This window comes from Pseudomonas sp. CROZ-RG-20F-R04-15 (assembly GCF_022662375.1).
Lineage (GTDB): Bacteria > Pseudomonadota > Gammaproteobacteria > Pseudomonadales > Pseudomonadaceae > Aquipseudomonas.
The window spans coordinates 857616-878638 of record NZ_JAKNQL010000001.1 but is presented as its reverse complement, the minus strand read 5'-3'; the positions used below and the strand labels follow the sequence as shown (position 1 = coordinate 878638).

Below are 21023 nucleotides of genomic sequence, written 5' to 3'. Positions count from 1 at the left end.
CACTCGAGTGACAAAAAACTGTCGCCCCGCAACCGCTACGCGTCCCTCCCCTTCAGCAGTACTTCGCCGTATGTCGCAAAGTGAGTGGAACTTTCCTCAAGCCTTTTTGAGCTCCCTAAAGCGCATAAAACAAAGGCTTTCGTGCTGAACAATGTGCCGGTTTTTACAAAGCGCATAAGTTTTTTTCGGCATAAGCCTTATGAAAAATTTTTCTTAGCTACGCTCTAGGATGTTCTTAGCTCTGTTGTTACAAGAGTGAAACGCTTAGACCTATAAATATCGTCAAATATTTGGCGACAGTAACACACCATCAGGACTCAGGGAGATGCACCCATGCGCGTTCTAACCCCCCTCTGCAGCGCGGTTTTGCTGGCCATGGCTTGCACTTCTCAAGCCCAGGCCATGAACCTCACCGAGGCCATTCAAAGCACCATCGCCACTCACCCGGAACTGGCCTCGCGCGTGGACGCCCGCCTGTCGGCTGATGAACAAGTCAAAGTGGCCAAGGGCGGCTTCTATCCGTCGGTCGATTTGAACGCTGCGTATGGCCGTGGCTACAGCGATAACACCAACACCCGGGCCTTCGGTAATCACCATACCGAGATCCTCAATTACACCCAGTCCGAGCTGCGCCTGCGGCAGATGCTGTTCGACGGTTTCAACACCGCCAACGAAGTCGAGCGCACCAAAGGCGTGTCCAATTCGCGCGCGTACTACGCACAAGGCACCGCCCAGGACCTGGCCCTGCGCACCATCGAGGTCTACCTCGAAGTACTCAAGCGTCGCGAACTGGTGACCCTGGCCAGGAACAACCTGCAGGCGCATTTGCGCGTCAACGACCAGATTGGCCTGCGCACCGAGCGCGGCGTCGGCAGCACCGCTGACTCCGACCAATCGGTCGCTCGTAAAGCGCTGGCGCAAAACAACCTCGACACCGCCGAAGTCGATCTGGCCGACGCCGAATCGAACTTCTACAGCGTGGTCGGGCGCATGCCCGATGAACTGGAAACCCCGGCTTCGACCCGTGGCGAATTGCCGACCAGTCTGCCGGAAGCGCAGCAGAGCATGGTCGAAAACAACCCGTATCTGAAATCTGCGCAGGCTGATGTGCAGTCGGCCGAGAGCCAGTACGAAGTCGCCAAGTCGCCGTTCTATCCACGTTTCGATGCTGAAGCGGCCGTCGGCGCGAACAACAACGTGCAGGGTGATGAAGGCCACGACAACGAATGGCGTGTAGGTGTGGTGATGAACTACAACCTGTTCCGTGGCGGCAGTGACAAGGCGCGTCTGGCCTCCGATGCGCACCAGATCAACCAGGCGATGGATATCCGCAACAACGCCCTGCGTCAGCTCAACGAAAACATTCACCTGGCGTGGAACGCCATGGTCAATGCGAAGAAACAGACCCCGACCGCCCGCGAATACGCCGAAACCACCAAACGTGTACGCGCCGCGTATCAGGATCAGTTCGGTCTCGGCCAACGTACCCTGCTTGATTTGCTCGACAGTGAAAACGAGCTGTACAACGCCAACCGTCGCTACACCGAAATCCGCTACACCGAGGAGTATTCGATGTACCGCGTGCTGGCGAACATGGGCCAGTTGCTGAGCAAACAGCGCGTGGTGCTGCCGGCCGATGCGATCGCTGCAACCGAGGTGAAAAACGAAGCGCGCCTGCCGGAACTGAAATAAGTCCCATGTTGATCGTTCCCACGCTCTGCGTGGGAACGCAGCCCGTGACGCTCCGCGTCACTAGACGCAGAGCGTCCCTAGAGGCATTCCCACGCAGAGCGTGGGAACGATCAAATGTGTGGATTCCCGTGCCCGTTCAACAGAGGCGATCAATATGACCAGCATGGAACCCGGCCATTCCGGGGTCGATCCGCGGCTGAGCTTCGATGATCCGTTACTCGACGGTCTGTTGATCCTCTGCAAACTGCATGGCGCCACCGTCAGTCGCGCCAGCCTGAGTGCCGGGCTGCCCCTGAACAAACAGCGCCTGAGCCTCGACCTGCTGCCCCGCGCAGCCGCCCGAGCCGGGTTACAGGCGCGTATTTTACGCCGAGAGCTGAAAGACATCTCGCCACTCAACCTGCCGATTCTGCTGCTGCTCAACGACGGTCGCACCGCTGTTTTGCGGCGTTTCGGCGACGACGGCAAAGCGCTGATCCTGCCCAGCGAAGCCGACGGCGGTGAGCAATGGATCAGCCGCGACGAACTGAATGAGCACTACAGCGGCCAGGCCTTGTTCGCTCGGCCGCGCCACGAACTCGAAGACCTGCGTTCACCGCTGGTGCCGCGCGTCCATGCCTGGTTTCGCGACACGTTGAAGCTGTCGAAATGGCTCTACAGCGATGCGATTCTCGCCAGTTTCCTGATCAACTTGCTGGGCCTGATGGTGCCGTTGTTCGTCATGCAGACCTACGACCGAGTGGTGCCGAATCAGGCCACCTCGACCTTGTGGGTGCTGTCGATCGGTTTGCTGATCGGCACCGGGTTTGAACTGGTCCTGCGGGTGGTGCGCGCGCACTTGCTCGACACCGCCGGCAAGAAAACCGATGTGATCCTTTCCGCCACATTGTTCGAACGCATCACCGGCATGTCGATGAAGGCGCGACCAGCGACCATCGGCGGTTTCGCCCAGAGCATTCATGACTTCCAGGGCCTGCGTGAATTTCTCACGGCGGTTACCCTGACCAGCCTGATCGACCTGCCCTTCGTGGTGTTGATGCTGGTGGTGATCGGCTTGCTCGGCGGTTGGCTGGTGGTGATTCCATTGCTGGCGTTTCCGATCACCATCATCTTCGCGATGATCATTCAGGTGCGCCTGCGTGACACCGTGCAAAAGAGCTTGAGCCTCGGTGCTGAGCGCCAAGCGGTACTGATCGAAACCCTCGGTGGCCTGGAAACCCTCAAGGCTTGCAGCGCCGAAAGCGAGCGCCAGCACAAATGGGAAAGCACCCACGGCGCCCTCACCCGCCTCGACAGCCATGCGCGCAATCTCTCGGCGCTCGCCACCAATGGCACGCTGTTCATTCAGCAGTTTTCGGGGATGGCGACGATTGTCGCCGGGGTTTACAGCATCATCGCCGGTAACCTCAGCGTCGGTGCACTGGTCGCCAGTTATATGCTCGGCAGCCGCGTGCTTGCGCCGCTGGGACAGATTGCCGGGTTGATCACCCGCTATCAGCAAGCGCAACTGACCATGAAAAGCACCGATGCGCTGATGGCCCTGCCGCAGGAACGCGACGGCAAACAGCGACCGCTGGAACGCACGCAGTTACAGGGCGCGCTGGACGTCAGCGGCGTGACCTTTCATTACAACGGCCAGAATGCCCCGGCGCTGAGCAATGTCAGCTTCAGTCTGAAACCCGGTGAGCGGGTCGGCATTATCGGTCGTAGCGGTTCAGGCAAAAGCACGTTGGCGCGATTGGTCATGGGTTTCTATGAACCCGAAGAAGGCCAACTGCTGCTCGACGGTCTCGACCTGCGACAACTCGATGTCGCCGACCTGCGTCAGCAAATTGGTTACGTCGCCCACGATCTGCCGCTGCTCGCCGGCAGCCTGCGCGACAACCTGACCCTCGGCGCGCGCTACATCAGCGATTCACGCATGCTCGAAGTCGCCGAACTGACCGGCGTCACCGAACTCGCCCGCCAGCATCCGCAGGGCTTCGACCGGCCAGTGGGCGAGCGCGGGCAATTGCTCTCCGGCGGCCAGCGCCAGGCTGTTTTGCTGGCGCGCTCGCTGCTGCTCGATCCGCCGATCATGCTGCTCGACGAACCCACCAGTGCCATGGACAACAGCAGCGAAGACCAATTGCGCCAGAAGCTGCACGACTGGGTGCAAGGCAAAACCTTGCTGCTGGTCACCCACCGCACTTCGATGCTGAGTCTGGTGGATCGCTTGCTGGTGCTGGACAACGGCCGGGTCGTCGCCGACGGTCCGAAAGAAGCGGTCATCGATGCACTGCGCAAGGGCCGTGTCGGCTCGGCGGCGGTTTAGGAGTTGCCCCATGTCTGCTTCCTCCGATAGCAAAGATCGCGGCTACTTCGACAGTTTCGGTAAAAGCGCCGAGGCCGAATTCATGCCGGAAACCGCCGGCGCTTCGTTGCAGGATTCGCCACGCTGGTCGCGGATCACCGTGTGGCTGGCGGCGGCGCTGCTGATCAGTGCGCTGGTCTGGGCCAAGTTCGCCGTGCTCGAAGAAGTCACCATGGGCGAAGGCAAGGCGATCCCGTCGAGCAAGGTGCAAGTGATCCAGAACCTTGAAGGCGGGATCGTCACCGAAATCTTCGTGCGTGAAGGGCAGATGGTGAACAAGGGCGACACCTTGCTGCGCCTGGATGACACGCGCTTTCGCTCGAACAAGGGCGAGAGCGAGGCCGATCGATATGCGCTGACGGCACAGGTCGAACGGCTGTCGGCGGAGGCCGAAGGTCGGCCATTCAAACTCTCCGATGAAGTCATCGCCAAGGCACCGCAAGTCGCCGAGGACGAACGCTCACTGTACGAACAACGCCAGCGCCGCTTGGCCAGCGAGCAGCGTACGCTGAGCGAACAACTGCGGCAGAAGACTCAGGAACTCGCCGAGTTTCGCTCCAAGCAAGGTCAGTTCAGCTCGAGTCTGGCGTTGCTGCAACAAGAGATGAACATGTCCGAACCGCTGGTGAAAACCGGCGCGGTTTCGCCCGTGGAAATCCTGCGTTTGAAGCGCAGCGCGGTGGAAATCCGTGGCTCGCTGAACGCGACAACGCTGGCCATTCCCCGCGCCGAATCAGCGATTGCCGAGATCCGCAGCAAGATCGACGAGTCGGAACAGACCTTCCGCTCGGAGGCCGCGAAAGAGCTGAATGAGAAACGCACCGACCTGTCGAAAATCACCGCCACCAGCATCGCCATCGACGACCGCGTCACCCGCACTACCGTGACCTCACCGGTGCACGGCGTGATCAAGCAATTGAAGGTCAACACCATCGGCGGCGTGGTCCAGCCGGGCAGCGACATGGTCGAAATCGTACCGCTGGAAGACAACCTGTTGATCGAGGCCAAAGTGCGGCCACAGGATGTCGCGTTCCTGCATCCGGGCCAGAAAGCCATGGTCAAGTTCAGTGCCTATGACTACACGATTTACGGCGGGCTAAGCGCCAAGCTTGAGTTGATCGGTGCAGACACCATCACCGATGACAAGGGCAACAGCTTCTATCTGATTCAGGTGCGCACCGATAAAAACCATTTGGGCGGGGATGTGAAACCGTTGCTGATCATCCCGGGGATGGTGGCGACGGTGGACATAATTACCGGGGAGAAAAGTGTGCTGGATTACTTGCTCAAACCGGTGCTGAAAGCGCGGACCGAGGCGATGCGGGAACGGTAGTCATTGTTGAGATTTGCGGTGATTGATCTGGCGCCTTCGCGAGCAAGCTCGCTCCCACATTTTGGAATGCGTTCCCCTGTGGGAGCGAGCCTGCTCGCGAAGAGGCCAGCCGCCTCAGCATTTATCTATCGCCATGATTACGCTGAAAGGTCTCCTCCCCCATCGCCGCAATCTGCCCCTCGATCAACGCCTCGAACGGCTTGAGCAACGGCTCGAATGATGCCGACGGCTCCAGCGTCTGCAACGCCTGCACAATCGCCTCGATCGTCGACAACGCCCCCGGCCCCGGCGCCTTGCGCAAGCGATAGCGCGACACGCCACCTTCGGCCAGCGTCACCCGTGGCAAAGCCGCCAGCAGCGGATTGAGGTGCAACATCTTGCGCGCCTTGCGCCACGTACCGTCCGGCACCACCAGCAGCAACGGTTCATCGGATTCGCTATAAGCCTGCATCGGTTGTGCATCGTCAGCCGGAAACAACAACCGCGCCCGATACCCCGGCCGGTTCAACAGCGCCGGCAAATCCTCGAACACCTCGCCAACGATCAGCTCGGCATTGGTCAAACCGAGTGCCGCCAACCGCGCGGTATTCAACGCATGATTAACTTCACTTGGATGCTGCAACAGCAACACCCGCGTGCGGCTGTCGAGGCTCGGGATCAGCGAACACAGGCAATGGGTTTGGGGGCGCAGGCAGCGCGGGCATTGAATTCTGGACATACTTCTTTTCCCTACAAGCTAAGCCTGATTGAGCTGTGCTTTGAGCAAATCACGGAAGGTCTGGATCAGCGGCTCGCGGCTGCGGCCCCGGCGCATGATCATCGAAAACGGCGCCTGATAGCCGAACGTCGCTGGCAGCAACACGCGCAAATCACCCTTGTCAGCCCAGGCCTGAGCGTAGTGCTCCGGCAAGTAGCCGATGTAGGCGCCGGACAGCACCAGAATCAGCTGCGCTTCCATGCTTTCCACCGTCGCGGCGCTGTGTTTGAAACCATGGCGCGCCAGTTCGGCCTGACTCCAGTACCCGCGCCCGACCATGCGTTGCTGGGTGATGACCTGTTCGGGAATGCGCCGCTCGTTGAACAACGGGTGACGACTGCTGCAATACAGCCAGTGTTGTTCGCGGTACAGCGGCATGTACACCAGACCGCTCATGCGCGTGGAAAACGCACCGATGGCCAGATCGAGGCGGTTGTCCTGCACGCCGAGTTGCAATTCGTAGGGGCTCATCACCGACAGATGCAAATGCACCGCCGGGTGTTCCTGACTGTAGGCGCCGATGGCCTCGGCGAATGGCAACGCCTTGTCACTGACGGTGGAGTCGATCACGCCGAGGTTGAGCGTGCCGCGCAGTTCGCCTTTGAGCGCGGCGGCGTATTGCTCGAAACCTTCGAGTTCGGCGAGCAGACGCAGGGTTTCCTGGTGGAACAGTTCGCCCTTGCTGGTCAGGCTGAAGCCGCCGCGCCCGCGATGGCACAGCACCAGACCGAGCGCGGCTTCGAGCTGGCTCATGTAGGTGCTGATCGCCGAGGTCGACAGGTTGAGTTCCTGCTGCGCGTTGGCGAAACCCTGATGACGCACGACGCTGACGAAGATGCGCAACAGTTTCAGGTCGGGTAAAGCGTTGGCCATGTCTGCTCCGGGCTTTGCAACTGTGTGTCTGTGGGAAAAAGCCCCTCACCCCAGCCCTCTCCCGGAGGGAGAGGGGGCCGACCGGGTTGTATTCGGGATTTACATCGACCTGAAATACCGAGTCGAACTCAGGATTCGAAAGCCATGGAGATCAGCTCCCTCTCCCTCCGGGAGAGGGCTAGGGTGAGGGCAACTATCTTGAGCCGATCACAATCTTGAACCCGACAAAGTCTAATCCGCCCACCACCATTAGTTTAGAAAAATCTGAACTAAGTTTTTGCCCGTAGCGATTCTTTCCCCTCACTACATTTCGCATCATCGGCCCCACAGCGGCGTCCGAACCTGTGCTCCACGGCGCGCCGACATAAATAAAACAAAGACGATGAGGCCTTACCCGTGGACAAGATTCTTCACCAACCACTGGGCGGCAACGAAATGCCGCGCTTCGGCGGCATCGCCACCATGCTCCGACTTCCCCATGTACCGACCGCTGCCGGCCTGGACGCTGCCTTTGTTGGCGTGCCGCTGGACATCGGTACTTCGCTGCGCCCCGGCACCCGCTTCGGGCCGCGCGACATCCGCACCGAATCGGTGATGATCCGCCCGTACAACATGGCCACCGGCGCTGCGCCGTTCGACTCGCTGTCGGTGGCCGACATCGGTGACGTGGCGATCAACACCTTCAACCTGCTCGACGCCGTGCGCATCATCGAAGAAGCCTACGACAACATCCTCGAGCACAACGTGATCCCGATGACCCTGGGTGGCGACCACACCATCACCCTGCCGATCCTGCGTGCGATTCACAAGAAGCACGGCAAGGTCGGTCTGGTGCACATCGATGCCCACGCTGACGTCAACGATCACATGTTCGGCGAGAAAATCGCCCACGGAACGACCTTCCGTCGTGCCGTCGAAGAAGGCCTTCTGGACTGCGACCGCGTGGTGCAAATTGGTTTGCGTGCGCAGGGTTACACCGCTGATGACTTCAACTGGAGCCGCGATCAGGGCTTCCGCGTCGTACAAGCCGAAGAGTGCTGGCACAAATCGCTGGCGCCGCTGATGGCCGAAGTGCGCGAGAAAGTCGGCGGCGGTCCGGTTTATTTGAGCTTTGACATCGACGGCATCGATCCGGCCTGGGCACCGGGCACCGGCACCCCGGAAATCGGTGGTCTGACGACCATTCAGGCGATTGAAATCGTTCGCGGCTGTCAAGGTCTCGACCTGATCGGTTGCGATCTGGTAGAAGTCTCGCCCGCTTATGACACCACCGGCAACACCTCGCTGCTGGCCGCCAACCTGCTGTACGAAATGCTCTGCGTACTGCCTGGCGTGGTCCATCGCTGAGGGTCGGGTCATGAACGAACGTGATCAGGTTTTGCAAGCGGCCGCCGAACTGGTGGCTGCCTTTGCCCGTAACGATCGCGAAGCTTACTTCGGCGCCTTCAGCGCCGATGCGAGTTTCGTTTTCTACACCCTCGAACAGCCGCTGCTGTCGCGCGATGCCTATCAGGCCTTGTGGGACAACTGGCGCGCCGAGGATGGCTTCGAGGTGCTTGCGTGCACGTCGAGCAACGCTTTCGTCAGCCTGCAGGGTGACGTGGCGATTTTCATCCATGACGTGGCCACCGAGCTGCGCATGCAAGGGGAGCAACACTTCAGCCAGGAGCGCGAGACGATTGTTTTCAGGAAACAAGCGTCGAGCCTAGAACAACAAGGCCATTGGCTGGCCTGCCACGAACATTTGTCCGCAATGCCGGAAGGGCTGCCATCCCCTTAGCCAAGACAGGTGACGCTCACGCACGATGAGCGCGCCTTTATGATCGGAGCAGATCATGAATAACAACAACAACGACCAAAGCCTTACGCAGATTGAAACCCACGGGGTCGAACAGATCCCGGACCACGAACGCAGCGCAGGCCCGACGGACTTGTTCCGGATGATCTTCGGTGGTTCGAATACCTTTGCCACCGCCGTGCTCGGCAGTTTCCCGGTGCTGTTCGGTCTGTCTTTTCAGGCCGGCGTCTGGGCGATTGTGTCGGGCGTGCTGCTCGGCTCGCTGATCCTCGCACCGATGGGCCTGTTCGGTCCGCTCAACGGCACCAACAATGCCGTTTCGTCCGGGGCGCATTTCGGCGTGCACGGGCGGATCGTCGGTTCGTTCCTGTCGCTGTTGACCGCTATCGCGTTTTTCTCGCTCTCGGTGTGGAGTTCGGGCGATGCGCTGATCGGGGGTGCGAAACGCCTGATCGGTCTGCCGGAAACCGACCTGACCCTGGGCCTGGCCTACGGTCTGTTCGCGATTCTGGTGCTGACCGTGTGCATCTACGGCTTCCGCTTTTTGCTGTGGGTGAACAAGATCGCGGTGTGGAGCGCCAGCCTGTTGTTCCTGTTGGGCATCTTCGCCTTCGCCGGTCCTTTCGATGTGAACTACGCCGGTACGGTGAACCTCGGTCAGCCGGGCTTTTGGGCGGCATTCATCGGCGCCTCGCTAGTGGCGATGAGCAACCCGATTTCCTTCGGCGCGTTCCTCGGCGACTGGTCGCGCTACATCCCGCGTGACACCTCCAAGCAACGCATCATGGCAGCGGTGGTGCTGTCGCAGATCGCCACGTTCATCCCGTTTCTGTTCGGCCTGACCACCGCGACCATCGTCGCGATCAAGGCGCCGGACTACATCGCGGCGAACAATTATGTCGGCGGTTTGCTGGCGGTGTCGCCGAGCTGGTTCTTCCTGCCGGTGTGCCTGATTGCGGTGATCGGCGGCATGTCCACCGGCACCACTTCGCTGTATGGCACCGGGCTGGACATGTCCAGCGTGTTCCCGCGCGTGCTCTCGCGAGTGAAAGCGACGTTGCTGATCGGCGTGCTGTCGATTGCCTTTATCTTCATCGGCCGTTTTGCGGCGAACCTGGTGCAGAGCGTGTCGACCTTCGCCGTGCTGATCATCACCTGCACCACGCCATGGATGGTGATCATGATCATCGGTCTGCTGGTGCGTCGCGGTTTCTACTGCCCGGATGACCTGCAAGTGTTCACTCGCGGCGAACAGGGCGGACGCTACTGGTTCAGCCACGGCTGGAACTGGCGCGGTCTGGGGGCGTGGATCCCGAGCGCGGCGGTGGGCTTGTGCTTCGTCAATCTGCCGGGGCAGTTCGTTGGCCCGTTGGGAGAAATGGCCGGTGGCATCGACATCAGTTTGCCGGTGACATTGGGCCTGGCTTCGGTGGTGTATTTGACGCTGCTGAGCCTGTTCCCGGAACCGCGCGAAGTGTTCGGCCCGACGGATGCCCGCAGCCAAGTCGGGGAGTCGTCGGCTAAAGCGCAAGCCGCCTGAGTAAACGCCTATCCCCTGTGGGAGCGAGCTTGCTCGCGAAAGCGATCTGTCAGTCACATCACTTTTGAATGTGCCGCCGCCTTCGTCGGATCGCCGCCCGGAGCAAGCTCGCTCCCACAGGGAGATTCGAATCAGCCTCACATAAAAAAGACAATCGGAGACACGCCATCATGGCTTTGGATTTATTCGTCGTCCTCATCTACGCCGCCGGCATGCTCTTGCTCGGCTACTTCGGCATGCGCAAGGCCAAGACCAACGAGGACTTTCTCGTTGCCGGTCGCAACCTCGGCCCAAGCCTGTACATGGGCACCATGGCCGCGACCGTGCTCGGTGGCGCGTCCACCGTCGGCACCGTGCGTCTGGGCTACGTGCATGGCATCTCCGGCTTCTGGCTGTGTGCGGCACTGGGTTGCGGGATCATCGCGCTGAACCTGTTCCTCGCCAAACCGCTGCTGAAACTGAAGATCTACACCGTTACCCAGGTGCTGGAAAAACGCTACAACCCGATGGCCCGCTCGGCGAGCGCGATCATCATGCTGGCCTACGCGCTGATGATCGGCGTGACCTCGATCCTGGCCATCGGCACCGTGCTGCAAGTGCTGTTCGATCTGCCGTTCTGGGTATCGGTATTGCTCGGTGGTGGCGTCGTGGTGGTTTACTCGGCCATCGGCGGCATGTGGTCGCTGACCCTGACCGACATCGTCCAGTTCATCATCAAGACCGTGGGCCTGATGTTCATCCTGTTGCCGATCTGCCTGTACCGCGTCGGCGGCTGGGATGAACTGGTGCTGAAATTGCCGGCCGCTGCGTTCAATTTCACCAGCATCGGCTGGGACACCATCATCACCTACTTCATGATCTACTTCTTCGGCATCCTGATCGGTCAGGACATCTGGCAACGGGTGTTCACCGTCAAAAACGAAAAAGTCGCCAAGTACGCCGGCACCTTCGCAGGCTTCTACTGCATCCTTTACGGCCTGGCCTGCGCCCTGATCGGCATGGCCGCTCACGTCCTGATCCCGGACCTGAGCAACGTCAACAACGCCTTCGCCGCCATCGTCAAACTGTCGCTGCCGGACGGCATCCGTGGTCTGGTGATCGCTGCCGCACTGGCGGCCATGATGTCCACCGCCAGCGCCGGCCTGCTCGCCGCTGCCACCACCGTGACGGAAGACCTGCTGCCGAAACTGCGCGGTGGCAAACAGTCGAGCCTTGGCATCAACCGCTTGTTCACCCTGCTGACCGGCATCGTCGTGCTGGGCATCGCGCTGGTGGTGAACGATGTGATCAGCGCCCTGACGCTGGCGTACAACCTGCTGGTGGGCGGCATGCTGATCCCGCTGATCGGCGCGATCTTCTGGAAGCGCGCGACCACCGCCGGCGCCATTGCCTCCATGGGTCTGGGTTTCGCCACTTCGCTGCTGTTCATGTTCAAGGACGGTCTGGATGCCAACACGCCGATCTACTACAGCCTCGGCGTAGGCCTGGTGAGTTTTGTGGTCGTCAGCCTGTTCTCCCCTCGCCCGGCAACCGTGGCGAGTGCGATCTAAGCTCTGATGTAACGACTTGATGCTTTCTTCGACGGGTGTGGCGTCGGTTGCCCCACCCGTTTTTTTACGCTTGGAGAAAATGATTTATGAAGATCGTTTCTCGCGATCAGTGGTTTGAAGTGCAGCACCTGAGTGACGGCATTCGGCTGATTCACGAGCCGTATATTCGCCCGTTCTACCGCTGCAACCTCTGGCACATTCAGGGCCGTGACAAAGACTTGTTGCTGGATAGCGGCTCAGGGCTGGTCAGCCTGCGCGAGCAGTTGCCGTGGATCACCGAGCGGCCGCTGGTGGCGGTGGCCAGTCATTGCCATTTCGACCACATCGCCGGGCATCACGAATTTGCCGAGCGGCTGGTGCATCCAGCCGAAGCGGACATCCTTGCGGCGCCGGATGGCGAGAATGATTTGAGCCGCGCTTTCGTCGGCGATGACATGTTCGAGGCGCATCCGGATTGCCCGCTGTGCTATGCCGAGTACCGGGTCAAAGCCGCGCCGGCCACCGGATTTGTCGACGACGGCGATGTACTGGATCTGGGCAATCGCACGCTGCAGGTGCTGCACACGCCGGGGCATTCGCCGGGCGGGATCAGCCTGTATGAGGCGGCGACGGAAACGTTATTCAGCGGCGACATCATCTATGACGGGCCATTAATCGAAGACGCCTACCATTCGAATCTCGAGGACTACGCCGCCAGCCTGCGACGTTTGCAGGCGTTGCCGATCCGCACGGTGCATGGCGGGCATTTCGGCAGTTTTTCCGGGGAGCATTTGCGCTCGATGATTGACCAGTGGTTGCGCGGGCACGCCTGAGGCCTGCTTCACTCAAGCAGAACAACCATCAGAAAAATCTGCCATGAGAAGAGCTGCCGTGCGTGCCGCCGTGCACCGATACATCCGGCGTCTGCTGGAAACCCGAGAATTCAACGACAACACCAGCCTGGTGCAACTGGGGCTGGAGAAAGCCGATATAGAAGATCTGATCTTTCATCTGGAAGATGAATTCGGACTGACGGCGTTCACCGCCGAAGAGGACCGCATGCTCAAGACCGCGAAAACCGCGAATGACTTGAGCCGGTTTTTACTGGAGATCGGTCGTCATTAAAAGCAAAAGATCGCAGCCTGCGGCAGCGCCTACATTAATCCACGTAGGCGCTGCCGCAGGCTGCGATCTCTAGATCTTGAATCCGTTGATCTCGGATCGGGGACGTTACCGGCGCCGTTGTTGACGGCGGCGCTGCTCGTCATCGGTGCGGATCGGTACAGGTTGCAGAGGCGGTTCGATCAAGCCGAGGGCAACACCCAAGTCGTGCAGCCAGTTTTGAATTTTCTCTTTCATCGTCATGCCCCCTTCAGGGTGGTGCTGAGCGGCCGGAATTCTGAGGCCGCTTCGCACTGATAATAGTCCGAAGTCCTACGCAATGCTCGGCCAAATCCGCAATGATCTGTTACTGAATTGAACAGAATTCGCCGAGATTGGTTCAGGCTGTTTCCCGGGTTTCGATCTGAGCCGCAGGATAGACAGCCTGCTGCACCTCAATCCAGGCATTGAGGTTGGCGCCGACCATGCCCTTGCGCCACATGAGCCATGTTGTCGCACCCGCAAATGATTCGGCCAAAGGGTGCACCGCGACGCTTTCACGCCCCGGCAGACTGGCCAGCATCGACTCCGACATCAACGCCACGCCACTGCCGGCAATCACGCAGGCGAGCATGCCCTGATAGGATTCGATCTCCATCGCCCGGCCCATCGTCGCGTGATAGTGCGAAAACCACGCCTCCAGGCGCATGCGATACGAACATCCGCGACGAAAGGTGAACACCGACCGCCCTTCAACGTCCCGGGCGCTATGCACTGGCGGATGATCAGGTTCGGTGATCAACACCAATCGCTCTTCGCACAACGGCACACCGTCCAGTCCGGCCAGCTCCAGCGGACCATCCACCAGCGCCGCATCAAGACGTCCGGTGAGCAGACCTTCCAGCAACTCGGCACTCGGCGCCGACTGCACCTGCAGATTCACCGCCGGGTATTGCTTGTGATAGCGCGCCAGCAAGGCTGGCAAATGAATCGCCGCCGTGCTGTACATGGTGCCGAGGACAAAATCCCCCGCCGGCTGCCCGCCCATCACCGCCGCATTGGCCTGATCGCGTAACGCAAACAACTTGCCGGTGTAGTCCAGCAGGACTTTTCCCGCAGGCGACAGCTGCAAACGCTGACGCTCACGGACGAAAAGTTCGACACCGAGTTGCTCTTCCAGCTGTTTGAGCCGCGTCGACAAATTCGACGGCACTCGGTGCAAGCGTTCGGCGGCGCGGGTAATCGAACCCTCCTCGGCCACTGCCTGAAAGATCCGCAATTGGCTGAACTCCACAAGCTTTCTCCATAACAGAACAAGTTGCTCACTATTATTCAATTTTAAAGAAAGTCAATCAGTCCTAGCCTGACGGTCATTGATCCTTCAAAGGAATCCCGACCATGTCGCCGCTGATTCGCTTATCCGCTTGTTTCGTTGCCCTGATGATGGCCATGGGTATCGGCCGTTTCGCCCTCACCCCGCAAATGCCGCACCTGCTCAGCGAAGGTCAGTTCGACCTGACGGCCGCCGGTCTGATTGCGGCAGCCAACTACCTCGGTTACTTGTTGGGTGCAGTGGATGCGATGTTCGCCCATCGCCCGCAGCAGATTCAGCGGCGCCTGCACGGTGGCTTGTGGTTGTGCGTGCTGCTGACCCTGGCGTCGTTTTGGGCCAATGGTTTCTGGTCGCATCTGGTGCTGCGCTTCGGTACCGGGATAGCGAGTGCCTGGGTGCTGGTAATGATCACTTCGTTGAGTCAACCGTTGGCGGCGGCAGCAGGTCGTCCGGGATTGGGCGCACTGGTGTTTGCCGGACCGGGGTTGGGGATTTTTCTGACGGGGTTGCTGGCACTGGTCTCACATCTGCTGAATCAGACGTCCGCGACGTTGTGGCTGATTTATGCGGCGGCCGCATTGGTCATGCTGTTGAGCGTCTGGCGATTGCTGCCAACGCCTGTCGCAACGGCAACGGTGGTTGCAGCGCCAGTAAGTCCATCGAATCGGGGCATCGGACGGCTGGGCTTGATTTATGCGCTTTACGGCGTCGGCTACATCATTCCGGCGACCTTCCTGTCGCAAATGGCTAATGCGCAGTTTCACGGGCAATGGCAGGCGGATCTGTTCTGGCCTTGTTTTGGTCTGGCTGCGGCGCTTGGCGTATTGCTGGTGTGCCTGCGGCGTCACGACCCAGAGACCACAAGGCATTGGTTGATGGCGACTTTGTGGCTGCAAGGGGCCGGCGTGTTTGCCTGTCTGCTGGGCAGCGGCCTCGGCCTGGCGCTGGGGGTGATCCTCTGCGGCACTCCGTTCCTGGCGTGTATGCAACTGGTCATGCAGCGATCGCGGGAACTGGCACCGCACGCCACCCAGCGCAACGCCGGCATGCTTACCGCGTGCTTTGCGCTCGGCCAACTCAGCGGCCCGTTGCTGGCGGCGCTGAGCAGCCATTTCAGTGGCGGTTTGCAGCCGGCATTGGTGATCGCCGGCAGCGGTTTGCTGATGGCCGGCGGTCTGGCGATGCAATCGGCTAGCGCTGGCCGAGCGCTTTGCGCAAACGCCGACGCAGCCACTGCTCGGCGCTGACAAAGGTGATGCCGAGCAACACCAGCACCGCGCCGATAACGAAGTTCACGCTCAGCTGTTCGCCCAGCAGAATCACGCCGAAGGTTACGCCGAACAGCGGCGTCATGAACGAAAACACCGCCAGGTTGGCCGCCAGATAACGGCGCAGCAACCAGAACCAGATCAGGTAGCTGAAGAACGACACCACCAGGCCCTGGAACAACACGCTGGCCACCGCCACGGGGGTCAGACTGACATGAGTGATCTGGCCGCTGAACAGCGCAATCAGCAGCAGGCCGAGGAAGCCGACGATCAACTGATAGAACAGCGTCAGTGTCACCGGTGCCTCCGACAATCGCGAGGCGCGCACCACCACCGTGGTCGCGCCCCAGCAGGCCCCGGCCAGTACACCAAAGGCATCGCCCAGCAACATGCGCCGGTCGAGGTTGTCCCATGACACGCCACCAGCGAAGGCAATCGCGATGCCGATAAACGCAAGCAGAATGCCCAGCCATTGCAGCGGACGCAGGCGTTCACTGGCCAACAGAAAATGTACGCCCAGCGCAGTGAAAATCGGCGCGGTGTAGAGGAACACTGACATGTGTGCGGCGGTGGTCAGTTGCAAGCCTTCGGCGATGAAGAAGAACTCCAGACCAAACAGCGCACCGGCCAACAAGCCGCCGCGCCAGGTAACGCCGACCTGATCCCAGCCACCCTTCCAGCAGATCAGCAAACCGACCAGCAGCGCGGAAATCCCCGAGCGCGCCGCCGCTTGCATCACTGGCGCGATGTCCGGCGCTGCCCATTTGATCATCACCTGCTGCACGCCCCAGATCAGGCACAGGCCGATCATCACTTGCAGGGCAAAACTGTCGGCGTTGCGCCGCTCAATACTCACCGCAACACCTCGAACATACACAACATGGCAGGCCATCCAATGGTCAAAAAACAATGCTGGGGATTATCAATCAGTCGGGCGGAAAAAGCCGTCTGGAAAAGACATTTAGTTCTTCAGTGGCGTCAGCGCTGAGTGGCTGTCGGCTGCGCCGCCATTCGCGAGCAAGCTCGCTCCCACTTTGGAATGCGTTCCCCTGTGGGAGCGAGCCTGCTCGCGAAGAGGCCGGCATTGCTTAACTACATTTCGGATCAGACCTTGCCAAACCGCCTCGCCAGCAAAAACCCGACGCTACAAGCCACAGCCGTGGCAAACGTTCCCCACGCCCAATCTATCAGCGTCACCTGCACCGACCAGCCGCGCAACGTCGCCCAATTGGTCAGGTCATACGTGCCGTAAGCTATCAGCCCTAACAACGCGCCCCGCTTCGCTGCCCATTGCCATGTCACGGCCGGCAACACCACAAACACCACGCAACCAAAAACATACAGGCAATAAAAAACCGCTGCCGGAACAAGCAGCGGTTTTTCAAGCATCAACGAACCGAGCAGTTCGCGATAGGTCGGCGCCATCAGCAGGCCGAGCCAGATGCCGTCGAGCAACAGAAACGTCAGCAGCGTTGCAACATAGGCTATCAGCGTTTTTTTCATCGACCCGACCTCGTGTGTGCCCCATGCAAGATGGGCCACCCAAGGCTCAGGTTAGTTCAATGCGATCAGCATGAATAACGATCTTGCCGTCCTTGTACAGCGAGCCGATGGCCTTCTTGAAGTTGCCTTTGCTGACGCCAAACAGGCTGCTGATCAACGCCGGATCACTCTTGTCGCTGACCGGCAAAGTGCCGCTGTTGTCGCGCAATTTGCTGAGGATCTTCGAGTTCAGGCTGCTGGCCGCTTCCTGGCCAACCGGTTGCAGGCTCAGGGCAATCTTGCCGTCGGCACGGATTTCCTTGATGTAGCCCTTCTCGCTCATGCCGGCACGCATGAACTTGAAGATTTCATTCTTGTGGATCAAACCCCAGTGCTTGTTGTTGATGATCGCCTTGAAGCCCATATCAGTGGCTTCGGCAACCAGCAAATCAACTTCCTGGCCCTGGCTGTAGTTGGCCGGGGTCTTGTCGAGGTAGCGATCCAGACGCGCGGTGGCGGTGATACGGCGGGTGTGCTTGTCGAGGTAGACGTGCACCACGCAGTATTCGCCGGCGGTCATCTGGCGCTTTTCTTCGGAATACGGCAGCAACAGATCCTTCGGCAGCCCCCAATCGAGGAACACACCGATGCTGTTGACTTCAACGACTTTCAGACTGGCAAACTCGCCGACCTGAACTTTTGGTTTTTCCGTGGTAGCGAGAAGTTTGTCTTCGCTGTCCAGATAAACAAATACGTTGAGCCAATCTTCATCTTCGGTAGGAATATCTTTCGGAATATAACGATTGGGCAAAAGAATCTCGCCGTCGGCACCGCCATCCAGATATAAACCGAAGTTAGTGTGTTTAACCACTTGCAAACTGTTGTAACGCCCGACTAAAGCCATTTCCAGAACCCTCATTGCGTGGGCGGCATTCTACCCGTTTTTGACGTGGCCGTCGGGCGGCAGATCCGCACGCGTCGGAAATTTGCGCAACGCCTTGATTTTCCTTGCGCGCGGCCGGGCTGAGGTGCCGCTCGTCAGGCAGACACCACCGCTCGCGGTCGAATATTTCAATGCCTGCAAACCTGAATGTTCTTATTTAAAACAGCAGGTTAGCCGGATATATCGCATATTCAATCGCGAATAATGCAGTACAGCGCTGGGTTATTCCGGGGGATATTTACCAAGCAATTGTCAAGTTATTCCTGTACGATGCCTGGCCGAGTTACTTTTCTACAGGTTAATGGCCGCCATGCGTGTAAAAGCATCCACCAGCAAAGCAAAGCCAGCTCCAGCCGTTGAAACCAGCGAATCGATCAACGATCAGATCGCAGCGTTCCTCAAGTCTGGCGGCGAGATTCAGCAAATTGCCAAAGGCGTCAGTGGCCAGACATTCGGCCCGTCCAAGCAGATCAGCCTGGGCAAGAAGTAACACCCGGTTTTACACCCGTCCAGAGGCGCTTTGAGCTTCGAAGCGCCTGGACTGGCACCGCGCAACCCCCCTCCTTTTTAAACAAAAATCCTTGTAAATCGACGAACGGCCTTCAATGCCGATCATTCGCCGGTATCCTTGCACGCGTCTAGATCAAGCGTTTCAGCAGGCCCGCCGCCTGTGCTCGCTGTTCATGGAGTGACGCATGCGCAAATCATCCTGTTTATCACTTGTAGGCCTGCTGGCTTGCGCGACCGCGCACGCGCAGATTTTCCAGCGTGAACTGGGCGATTTCGATCTCAAACTCGGCACCACGCCTTCACGCAGCATGGCCCAGGGTCTGGTCAAACCGGCTGCCGTCGGTTCCTTCCACGGCGGCCTCGACCTGAGCCACGACAGTGGCCTCTACGTTGGCCAATACGCGCCGAGCATGGGCATCACACCTGGCAAGAATCTCGAAATCGATTCCTACGTCGGATTTAAACAGCCCTTCGATCAAACCCTCGGCTATGAAGTCGGCATGATCCACTACAGCTATCCCGAAGTAGACACGCTCGACAGCCAGGAACTGTTCGGCGGCCTGACTTTGCTCGGCAGTCGTTTCGGCGTGGCCTTGAGCAACGACCCGGACAAACAGAACAACACCTTGTTTGCCGATCTTGGCGGCAATCAACCGTTCGGCATCGGCGTCAGCATGAAATACACCACTCACCAACTGAACACGCCGGTGGCCGTAGACGGTGGTTATGTCAGCAGTTTTACCGATTGGTCGGTGAAACTGTCCCGGCCGTTCATGGGCGTCGATCTCGACCTGATCTACAGCAACTCCAGCCTCAGCGGCAGCGATTGCTCGGCTTATTCCGGGCACAACAGCCAGTGCGACGGGCTCGTCACGCTCAAGGCTGAGCGCGCGTTCTATTGATCGGCTGAACTGCCGGGTTCATTCTGCGTTCACATAGGAATCAGTCCCTCGAAGCCAGGCTTACGCAAGGATTCGCCCATGTCTCGCTGGTTCAAGCACATCGCCGCGCTACTGATCTTTACCCTCGCCCTCGGCGCTTGCAGTCGCGTCGGTCTGGCCTATCGCAACCTCGACGTGATCATTCCATGGACGCTCAGCGACTATCTGGACATGAACGGCGAGCAGAAAGACTGGTTCAACGAACGCCTCAAGGACCACCTGAGCTGGCATTGCACCACGCAATTGCCGGGTTATCTGGACTGGCTTGATCGCCTGCAGACCATGGTCGAGACCAATCAGGTCACCGATGCCGCGTTGCAGGCGCGCACTGCGGAAGCCAAGCAAGCCATTGCCGAAACCGCTCGAGAGATCACCCCGTCGGCTATCGAGTTGTTGCAAGGTCTGGATGACAAGCAAGTGGCCGAGATGAATGACGCGTTTGCCAAGGATCTGCGCAAGCGTCAGCAGGAATACCTGAAACCACCGCTTGATCAGCAAATTGCCGAGCGTGGCGCGCGCATGGTCAAACGCCTGAACGACTGGCTCGGGCCCTTGAGTGCCACGCAAGAGCAGCGGGTCATGGCGTGGTCGACCGCCCTGGGCGATCAGTACACGCAATGGATTGCCAACCGGGCCCATTGGCAGAAGCAGTTCAGTGCGGCGGTAGCGCAACGCAAAAGTCCCGAATTCCCACAGAGAATAGAGACGCTTCTGGTCAATCGCGAGAGTCTATGGACAGCGGATTACCGCAAGGCCTTCGCCGATACTGAAGCGCAGGGACGCTCGCTGGCGGTTGACCTGATGGCAGAAAGTTCGCCGCAGCAGCGGCAGCGCTTGTTGAAGAAGATTGATGGCGTACGCAAAGACTTCAACGACCTCAAGTGCCTCAAGGCCGCGCAAAAAACCTGAACAGACCCGAATCCAATGTAGGAGTGAGCACGCTCGCGATCGCGGTGTAACAGTCACTGTTTATGTGGCTGAAAGAACGCAATCGCGAGCAGGCTCACTCCTACAGGGGTTCTGCGTAAACTCAGGCGATCTGGGCTTTGGACGCCACTTCGTCGAACGTCGCCTCAGCCAGCGCATCTTCCTGCTCATCCAGCACCTGACGCGGATGGTCATTGCCGGGAATGCTGCTGTCGATCAGGCTCAACAGGCTGGAACCGCGCGGCGTCAGGACAAAATTATTTCCCGTGCTGCCCTCTTCATCCGGACGCGGTGCGATGTAGCCACGCAAGAGCAACAACCTTTCATAGTCGCAGGCCTGCGTTTTCAGATGATCAAGGTTCTCGATCGGCTCGCCGGCGCTGGCTTTTTCCGCCGCATAGTCTTCGGCGTAAGCCCGAGGGGCAAAACTGTGGCCGGCGCTGTTCTGCACTTCATGCAGCAAGCGTTCAATCAAATCCCAGTTATAAGTCGTCATCCTGATACAACCTCCGGTGCGCGTGATTTATGGCGCGTTCATAGGTTGTGACCGGAGCCGTTCCCAGCCGTTCAGCCGCATTTTCAGGGCCGACCGACCGGCGGTCTGTCGATCTTGCGCAGGGTTAAACGACTAGTCTGAGACAGA

At 59.4% G+C, this 21023-nt stretch carries 21 protein-coding genes; 13 read left to right on the top strand and 8 right to left on the bottom strand.

Going from position 1 to position 21023, the window contains the following annotated elements:
* The first annotated feature begins 333 nt into the window (after nucleotides 1–333).
* The 3 genes from L8H52_RS04030 to L8H52_RS04020 all read left to right on the top strand — a co-directional run bounded on the left by L8H52_RS04030 (nucleotide 334) and on the right by L8H52_RS04020 (nucleotide 5378).
* Nucleotides 334–1692 carry a TolC family outer membrane protein gene (locus L8H52_RS04030; protein ID WP_038363705.1) on the top strand — a complete coding sequence of 453 codons (1359 nt, stop codon included), beginning with the start codon at nucleotides 334–336 and terminating at the stop codon, nucleotides 1690–1692.
* 154 nt (nucleotides 1693–1846) lie between these two features.
* Nucleotides 1847–4006, top strand: a complete 2160-nt coding sequence (locus tag L8H52_RS04025; protein WP_242204415.1) for a type I secretion system permease/ATPase — start codon at nucleotides 1847–1849, stop codon at nucleotides 4004–4006.
* 10 nt (nucleotides 4007–4016) lie between these two features.
* A complete protein-coding gene (locus tag L8H52_RS04020; protein ID WP_242204417.1) occupies nucleotides 4017–5378 on the top strand; it encodes an HlyD family type I secretion periplasmic adaptor subunit in 1362 nt (453 codons plus the stop codon).
* A 121-nt stretch (nucleotides 5379–5499) separates the two neighbouring features.
* On the opposite strand, the gene L8H52_RS04015 is transcribed toward L8H52_RS04020, so the two are convergent.
* Together L8H52_RS04015 and L8H52_RS04010 are read right to left on the bottom strand one after the other, a co-directional pair.
* Nucleotides 5500–6096: a DTW domain-containing protein gene (locus tag L8H52_RS04015; protein ID WP_242204419.1), complete on the bottom strand. Its 597-nt coding sequence runs from the start codon at nucleotides 6094–6096 to the stop codon at nucleotides 5500–5502.
* Nucleotides 6097–6114: 18 nt separating this feature from the next.
* Nucleotides 6115–7008, bottom strand: a complete 894-nt coding sequence (locus L8H52_RS04010) for a LysR family transcriptional regulator (protein WP_007956593.1) — start codon at nucleotides 7006–7008, stop codon at nucleotides 6115–6117.
* Between the two features lie 396 nt (nucleotides 7009–7404).
* Between L8H52_RS04010 and speB the strand changes: the two genes are divergently transcribed.
* The 6 genes from speB (at nucleotide 7405) to L8H52_RS03980 (ending at nucleotide 13000) form a co-directional block, all read left to right on the top strand.
* Nucleotides 7405–8355 carry an agmatinase gene (gene speB / locus L8H52_RS04005; protein ID WP_003222717.1) on the top strand — a complete coding sequence of 317 codons (951 nt, stop codon included), beginning with the start codon at nucleotides 7405–7407 and terminating at the stop codon, nucleotides 8353–8355.
* Between the two features lie 10 nt (nucleotides 8356–8365).
* Nucleotides 8366–8788, top strand: a complete 423-nt coding sequence (locus L8H52_RS04000; protein ID WP_242204421.1) for a nuclear transport factor 2 family protein — start codon at nucleotides 8366–8368, stop codon at nucleotides 8786–8788.
* 55 nt (nucleotides 8789–8843) lie between these two features.
* A complete protein-coding gene (locus tag L8H52_RS03995) occupies nucleotides 8844–10346 on the top strand; it encodes a cytosine permease (protein WP_242204422.1) in 1503 nt (500 codons plus the stop codon).
* 170 nt (nucleotides 10347–10516) lie between these two features.
* Nucleotides 10517–11896, top strand: a complete 1380-nt coding sequence (locus L8H52_RS03990; RefSeq protein WP_242204423.1) for a sodium:solute symporter — start codon at nucleotides 10517–10519, stop codon at nucleotides 11894–11896.
* 86 nt (nucleotides 11897–11982) lie between these two features.
* The gene (locus tag L8H52_RS03985; RefSeq protein ID WP_242204425.1) at nucleotides 11983–12708 is read left to right on the top strand and encodes an MBL fold metallo-hydrolase; all 726 of its coding nucleotides are present in this window, start codon (nucleotides 11983–11985) and stop codon (nucleotides 12706–12708) included.
* Nucleotides 12709–12751: 43 nt separating this feature from the next.
* Entirely contained in the window at nucleotides 12752–13000 is a 249-nt protein-coding gene (locus L8H52_RS03980; protein WP_034153223.1) for a phosphopantetheine-containing protein, read from the top strand.
* A gap of 105 nt (nucleotides 13001–13105) precedes the next feature.
* Here L8H52_RS03980 and L8H52_RS30420 read toward each other — a convergent pair whose 3' ends face one another.
* Both L8H52_RS30420 and L8H52_RS03975 read right to left on the bottom strand, forming a co-directional pair.
* Nucleotides 13106–13234 carry a PA1414 family protein gene (locus tag L8H52_RS30420; protein ID WP_007914492.1) on the bottom strand — a complete coding sequence of 43 codons (129 nt, stop codon included), beginning with the start codon at nucleotides 13232–13234 and terminating at the stop codon, nucleotides 13106–13108.
* 142 nt (nucleotides 13235–13376) lie between these two features.
* The gene (locus L8H52_RS03975; protein WP_242204427.1) at nucleotides 13377–14270 is read right to left on the bottom strand and encodes a LysR family transcriptional regulator; all 894 of its coding nucleotides are present in this window, start codon (nucleotides 14268–14270) and stop codon (nucleotides 13377–13379) included.
* A 104-nt stretch (nucleotides 14271–14374) separates the two neighbouring features.
* Here L8H52_RS03975 and L8H52_RS03970 point away from each other — a divergent pair, with 104 nt between their 5' ends.
* Nucleotides 14375–15556: an MFS transporter gene (locus L8H52_RS03970; protein ID WP_242204429.1), complete on the top strand. Its 1182-nt coding sequence runs from the start codon at nucleotides 14375–14377 to the stop codon at nucleotides 15554–15556.
* Here L8H52_RS03970 and L8H52_RS03965 read toward each other — a convergent pair.
* From L8H52_RS03965 to L8H52_RS03955, 3 genes are all read right to left on the bottom strand, one after another.
* Entirely contained in the window at nucleotides 15501–16433 is a 933-nt protein-coding gene (locus L8H52_RS03965) for a DMT family transporter (protein WP_242204431.1), read from the bottom strand. The two genes, L8H52_RS03970 and L8H52_RS03965, sit on opposite strands and share 56 nt — an antisense overlap.
* A 248-nt stretch (nucleotides 16434–16681) precedes the next feature.
* Nucleotides 16682–17080 carry a DUF2177 family protein gene (locus tag L8H52_RS03960; RefSeq protein WP_242204433.1) on the bottom strand — a complete coding sequence of 133 codons (399 nt, stop codon included), beginning with the start codon at nucleotides 17078–17080 and terminating at the stop codon, nucleotides 16682–16684.
* Between the two features lie 46 nt (nucleotides 17081–17126).
* Complete coding sequence (locus L8H52_RS03955; RefSeq protein ID WP_242204435.1) at nucleotides 17127–17963, bottom strand: S1-like domain-containing RNA-binding protein; 837 nt, start codon at nucleotides 17961–17963, stop codon at nucleotides 17127–17129.
* A gap of 340 nt (nucleotides 17964–18303) precedes the next feature.
* On the opposite strand from L8H52_RS03955, the gene L8H52_RS03950 reads away from it, so the two are divergent.
* The 3 genes from L8H52_RS03950 to L8H52_RS03940 all read left to right on the top strand — a co-directional run bounded on the left by L8H52_RS03950 (nucleotide 18304) and on the right by L8H52_RS03940 (nucleotide 20362).
* Nucleotides 18304–18492 carry a hypothetical protein gene (locus L8H52_RS03950; RefSeq protein WP_016985943.1) on the top strand — a complete coding sequence of 63 codons (189 nt, stop codon included), beginning with the start codon at nucleotides 18304–18306 and terminating at the stop codon, nucleotides 18490–18492.
* Nucleotides 18493–18697: 205 nt separating this feature from the next.
* Entirely contained in the window at nucleotides 18698–19414 is a 717-nt protein-coding gene (locus L8H52_RS03945; RefSeq protein WP_242204437.1) for a TorF family putative porin, read from the top strand.
* Nucleotides 19415–19492: 78 nt separating this feature from the next.
* Complete coding sequence (locus L8H52_RS03940; RefSeq protein WP_242204440.1) at nucleotides 19493–20362, top strand: DUF6279 family lipoprotein; 870 nt, start codon at nucleotides 19493–19495, stop codon at nucleotides 20360–20362.
* 121 nt (nucleotides 20363–20483) lie between these two features.
* On the opposite strand, the gene L8H52_RS03935 is transcribed toward L8H52_RS03940, so the two are convergent.
* Nucleotides 20484–20876: a transcriptional regulator gene (locus L8H52_RS03935; RefSeq protein ID WP_242204442.1), complete on the bottom strand. Its 393-nt coding sequence runs from the start codon at nucleotides 20874–20876 to the stop codon at nucleotides 20484–20486.
* Between the last annotated feature and the right edge of the window lie 147 nt (nucleotides 20877–21023).

What these genes read in the sequence shown, in the direction of transcription:
- L8H52_RS04030 (WP_038363705.1), top strand. Translation starts at nt 334, where the DNA reads ATGCGCGTTCTAACCCCCCTCTGCAGCGCGGTTTTGCTGGCCATGGCT.
- L8H52_RS04025 (WP_242204415.1), top strand. Translation starts at nt 1,847, where the DNA reads ATGACCAGCATGGAACCCGGCCATTCCGGGGTCGATCCGCGGCTGAGC.
- L8H52_RS04020 (WP_242204417.1), top strand. Translation starts at nt 4,017, where the DNA reads ATGTCTGCTTCCTCCGATAGCAAAGATCGCGGCTACTTCGACAGTTTC.
- L8H52_RS04015 (WP_242204419.1), bottom strand. Translation starts at nt 6,096, where the DNA reads ATGTCCAGAATTCAATGCCCGCGCTGCCTGCGCCCCCAAACCCATTGC.
- L8H52_RS04010 (WP_007956593.1), bottom strand. Translation starts at nt 7,008, where the DNA reads ATGGCCAACGCTTTACCCGACCTGAAACTGTTGCGCATCTTCGTCAGC.
- L8H52_RS04000 (WP_242204421.1), top strand. Translation starts at nt 8,366, where the DNA reads ATGAACGAACGTGATCAGGTTTTGCAAGCGGCCGCCGAACTGGTGGCT.
- L8H52_RS03995 (WP_242204422.1), top strand. Translation starts at nt 8,844, where the DNA reads ATGAATAACAACAACAACGACCAAAGCCTTACGCAGATTGAAACCCAC.
- L8H52_RS03990 (WP_242204423.1), top strand. Translation starts at nt 10,517, where the DNA reads ATGGCTTTGGATTTATTCGTCGTCCTCATCTACGCCGCCGGCATGCTC.
- L8H52_RS03985 (WP_242204425.1), top strand. Translation starts at nt 11,983, where the DNA reads ATGAAGATCGTTTCTCGCGATCAGTGGTTTGAAGTGCAGCACCTGAGT.
- L8H52_RS03980 (WP_034153223.1), top strand. Translation starts at nt 12,752, where the DNA reads ATGAGAAGAGCTGCCGTGCGTGCCGCCGTGCACCGATACATCCGGCGT.
- L8H52_RS30420 (WP_007914492.1), bottom strand. Translation starts at nt 13,234, where the DNA reads ATGAAAGAGAAAATTCAAAACTGGCTGCACGACTTGGGTGTTGCCCTC.
- L8H52_RS03970 (WP_242204429.1), top strand. Translation starts at nt 14,375, where the DNA reads ATGTCGCCGCTGATTCGCTTATCCGCTTGTTTCGTTGCCCTGATGATG.
- L8H52_RS03960 (WP_242204433.1), bottom strand. Translation starts at nt 17,080, where the DNA reads ATGAAAAAAACGCTGATAGCCTATGTTGCAACGCTGCTGACGTTTCTG.
- L8H52_RS03955 (WP_242204435.1), bottom strand. Translation starts at nt 17,963, where the DNA reads ATGGCTTTAGTCGGGCGTTACAACAGTTTGCAAGTGGTTAAACACACT.
- L8H52_RS03950 (WP_016985943.1), top strand. Translation starts at nt 18,304, where the DNA reads ATGGCCGCCATGCGTGTAAAAGCATCCACCAGCAAAGCAAAGCCAGCT.
- L8H52_RS03945 (WP_242204437.1), top strand. Translation starts at nt 18,698, where the DNA reads ATGCGCAAATCATCCTGTTTATCACTTGTAGGCCTGCTGGCTTGCGCG.
- L8H52_RS03940 (WP_242204440.1), top strand. Translation starts at nt 19,493, where the DNA reads ATGTCTCGCTGGTTCAAGCACATCGCCGCGCTACTGATCTTTACCCTC.
- L8H52_RS03935 (WP_242204442.1), bottom strand. Translation starts at nt 20,876, where the DNA reads ATGACGACTTATAACTGGGATTTGATTGAACGCTTGCTGCATGAAGTG.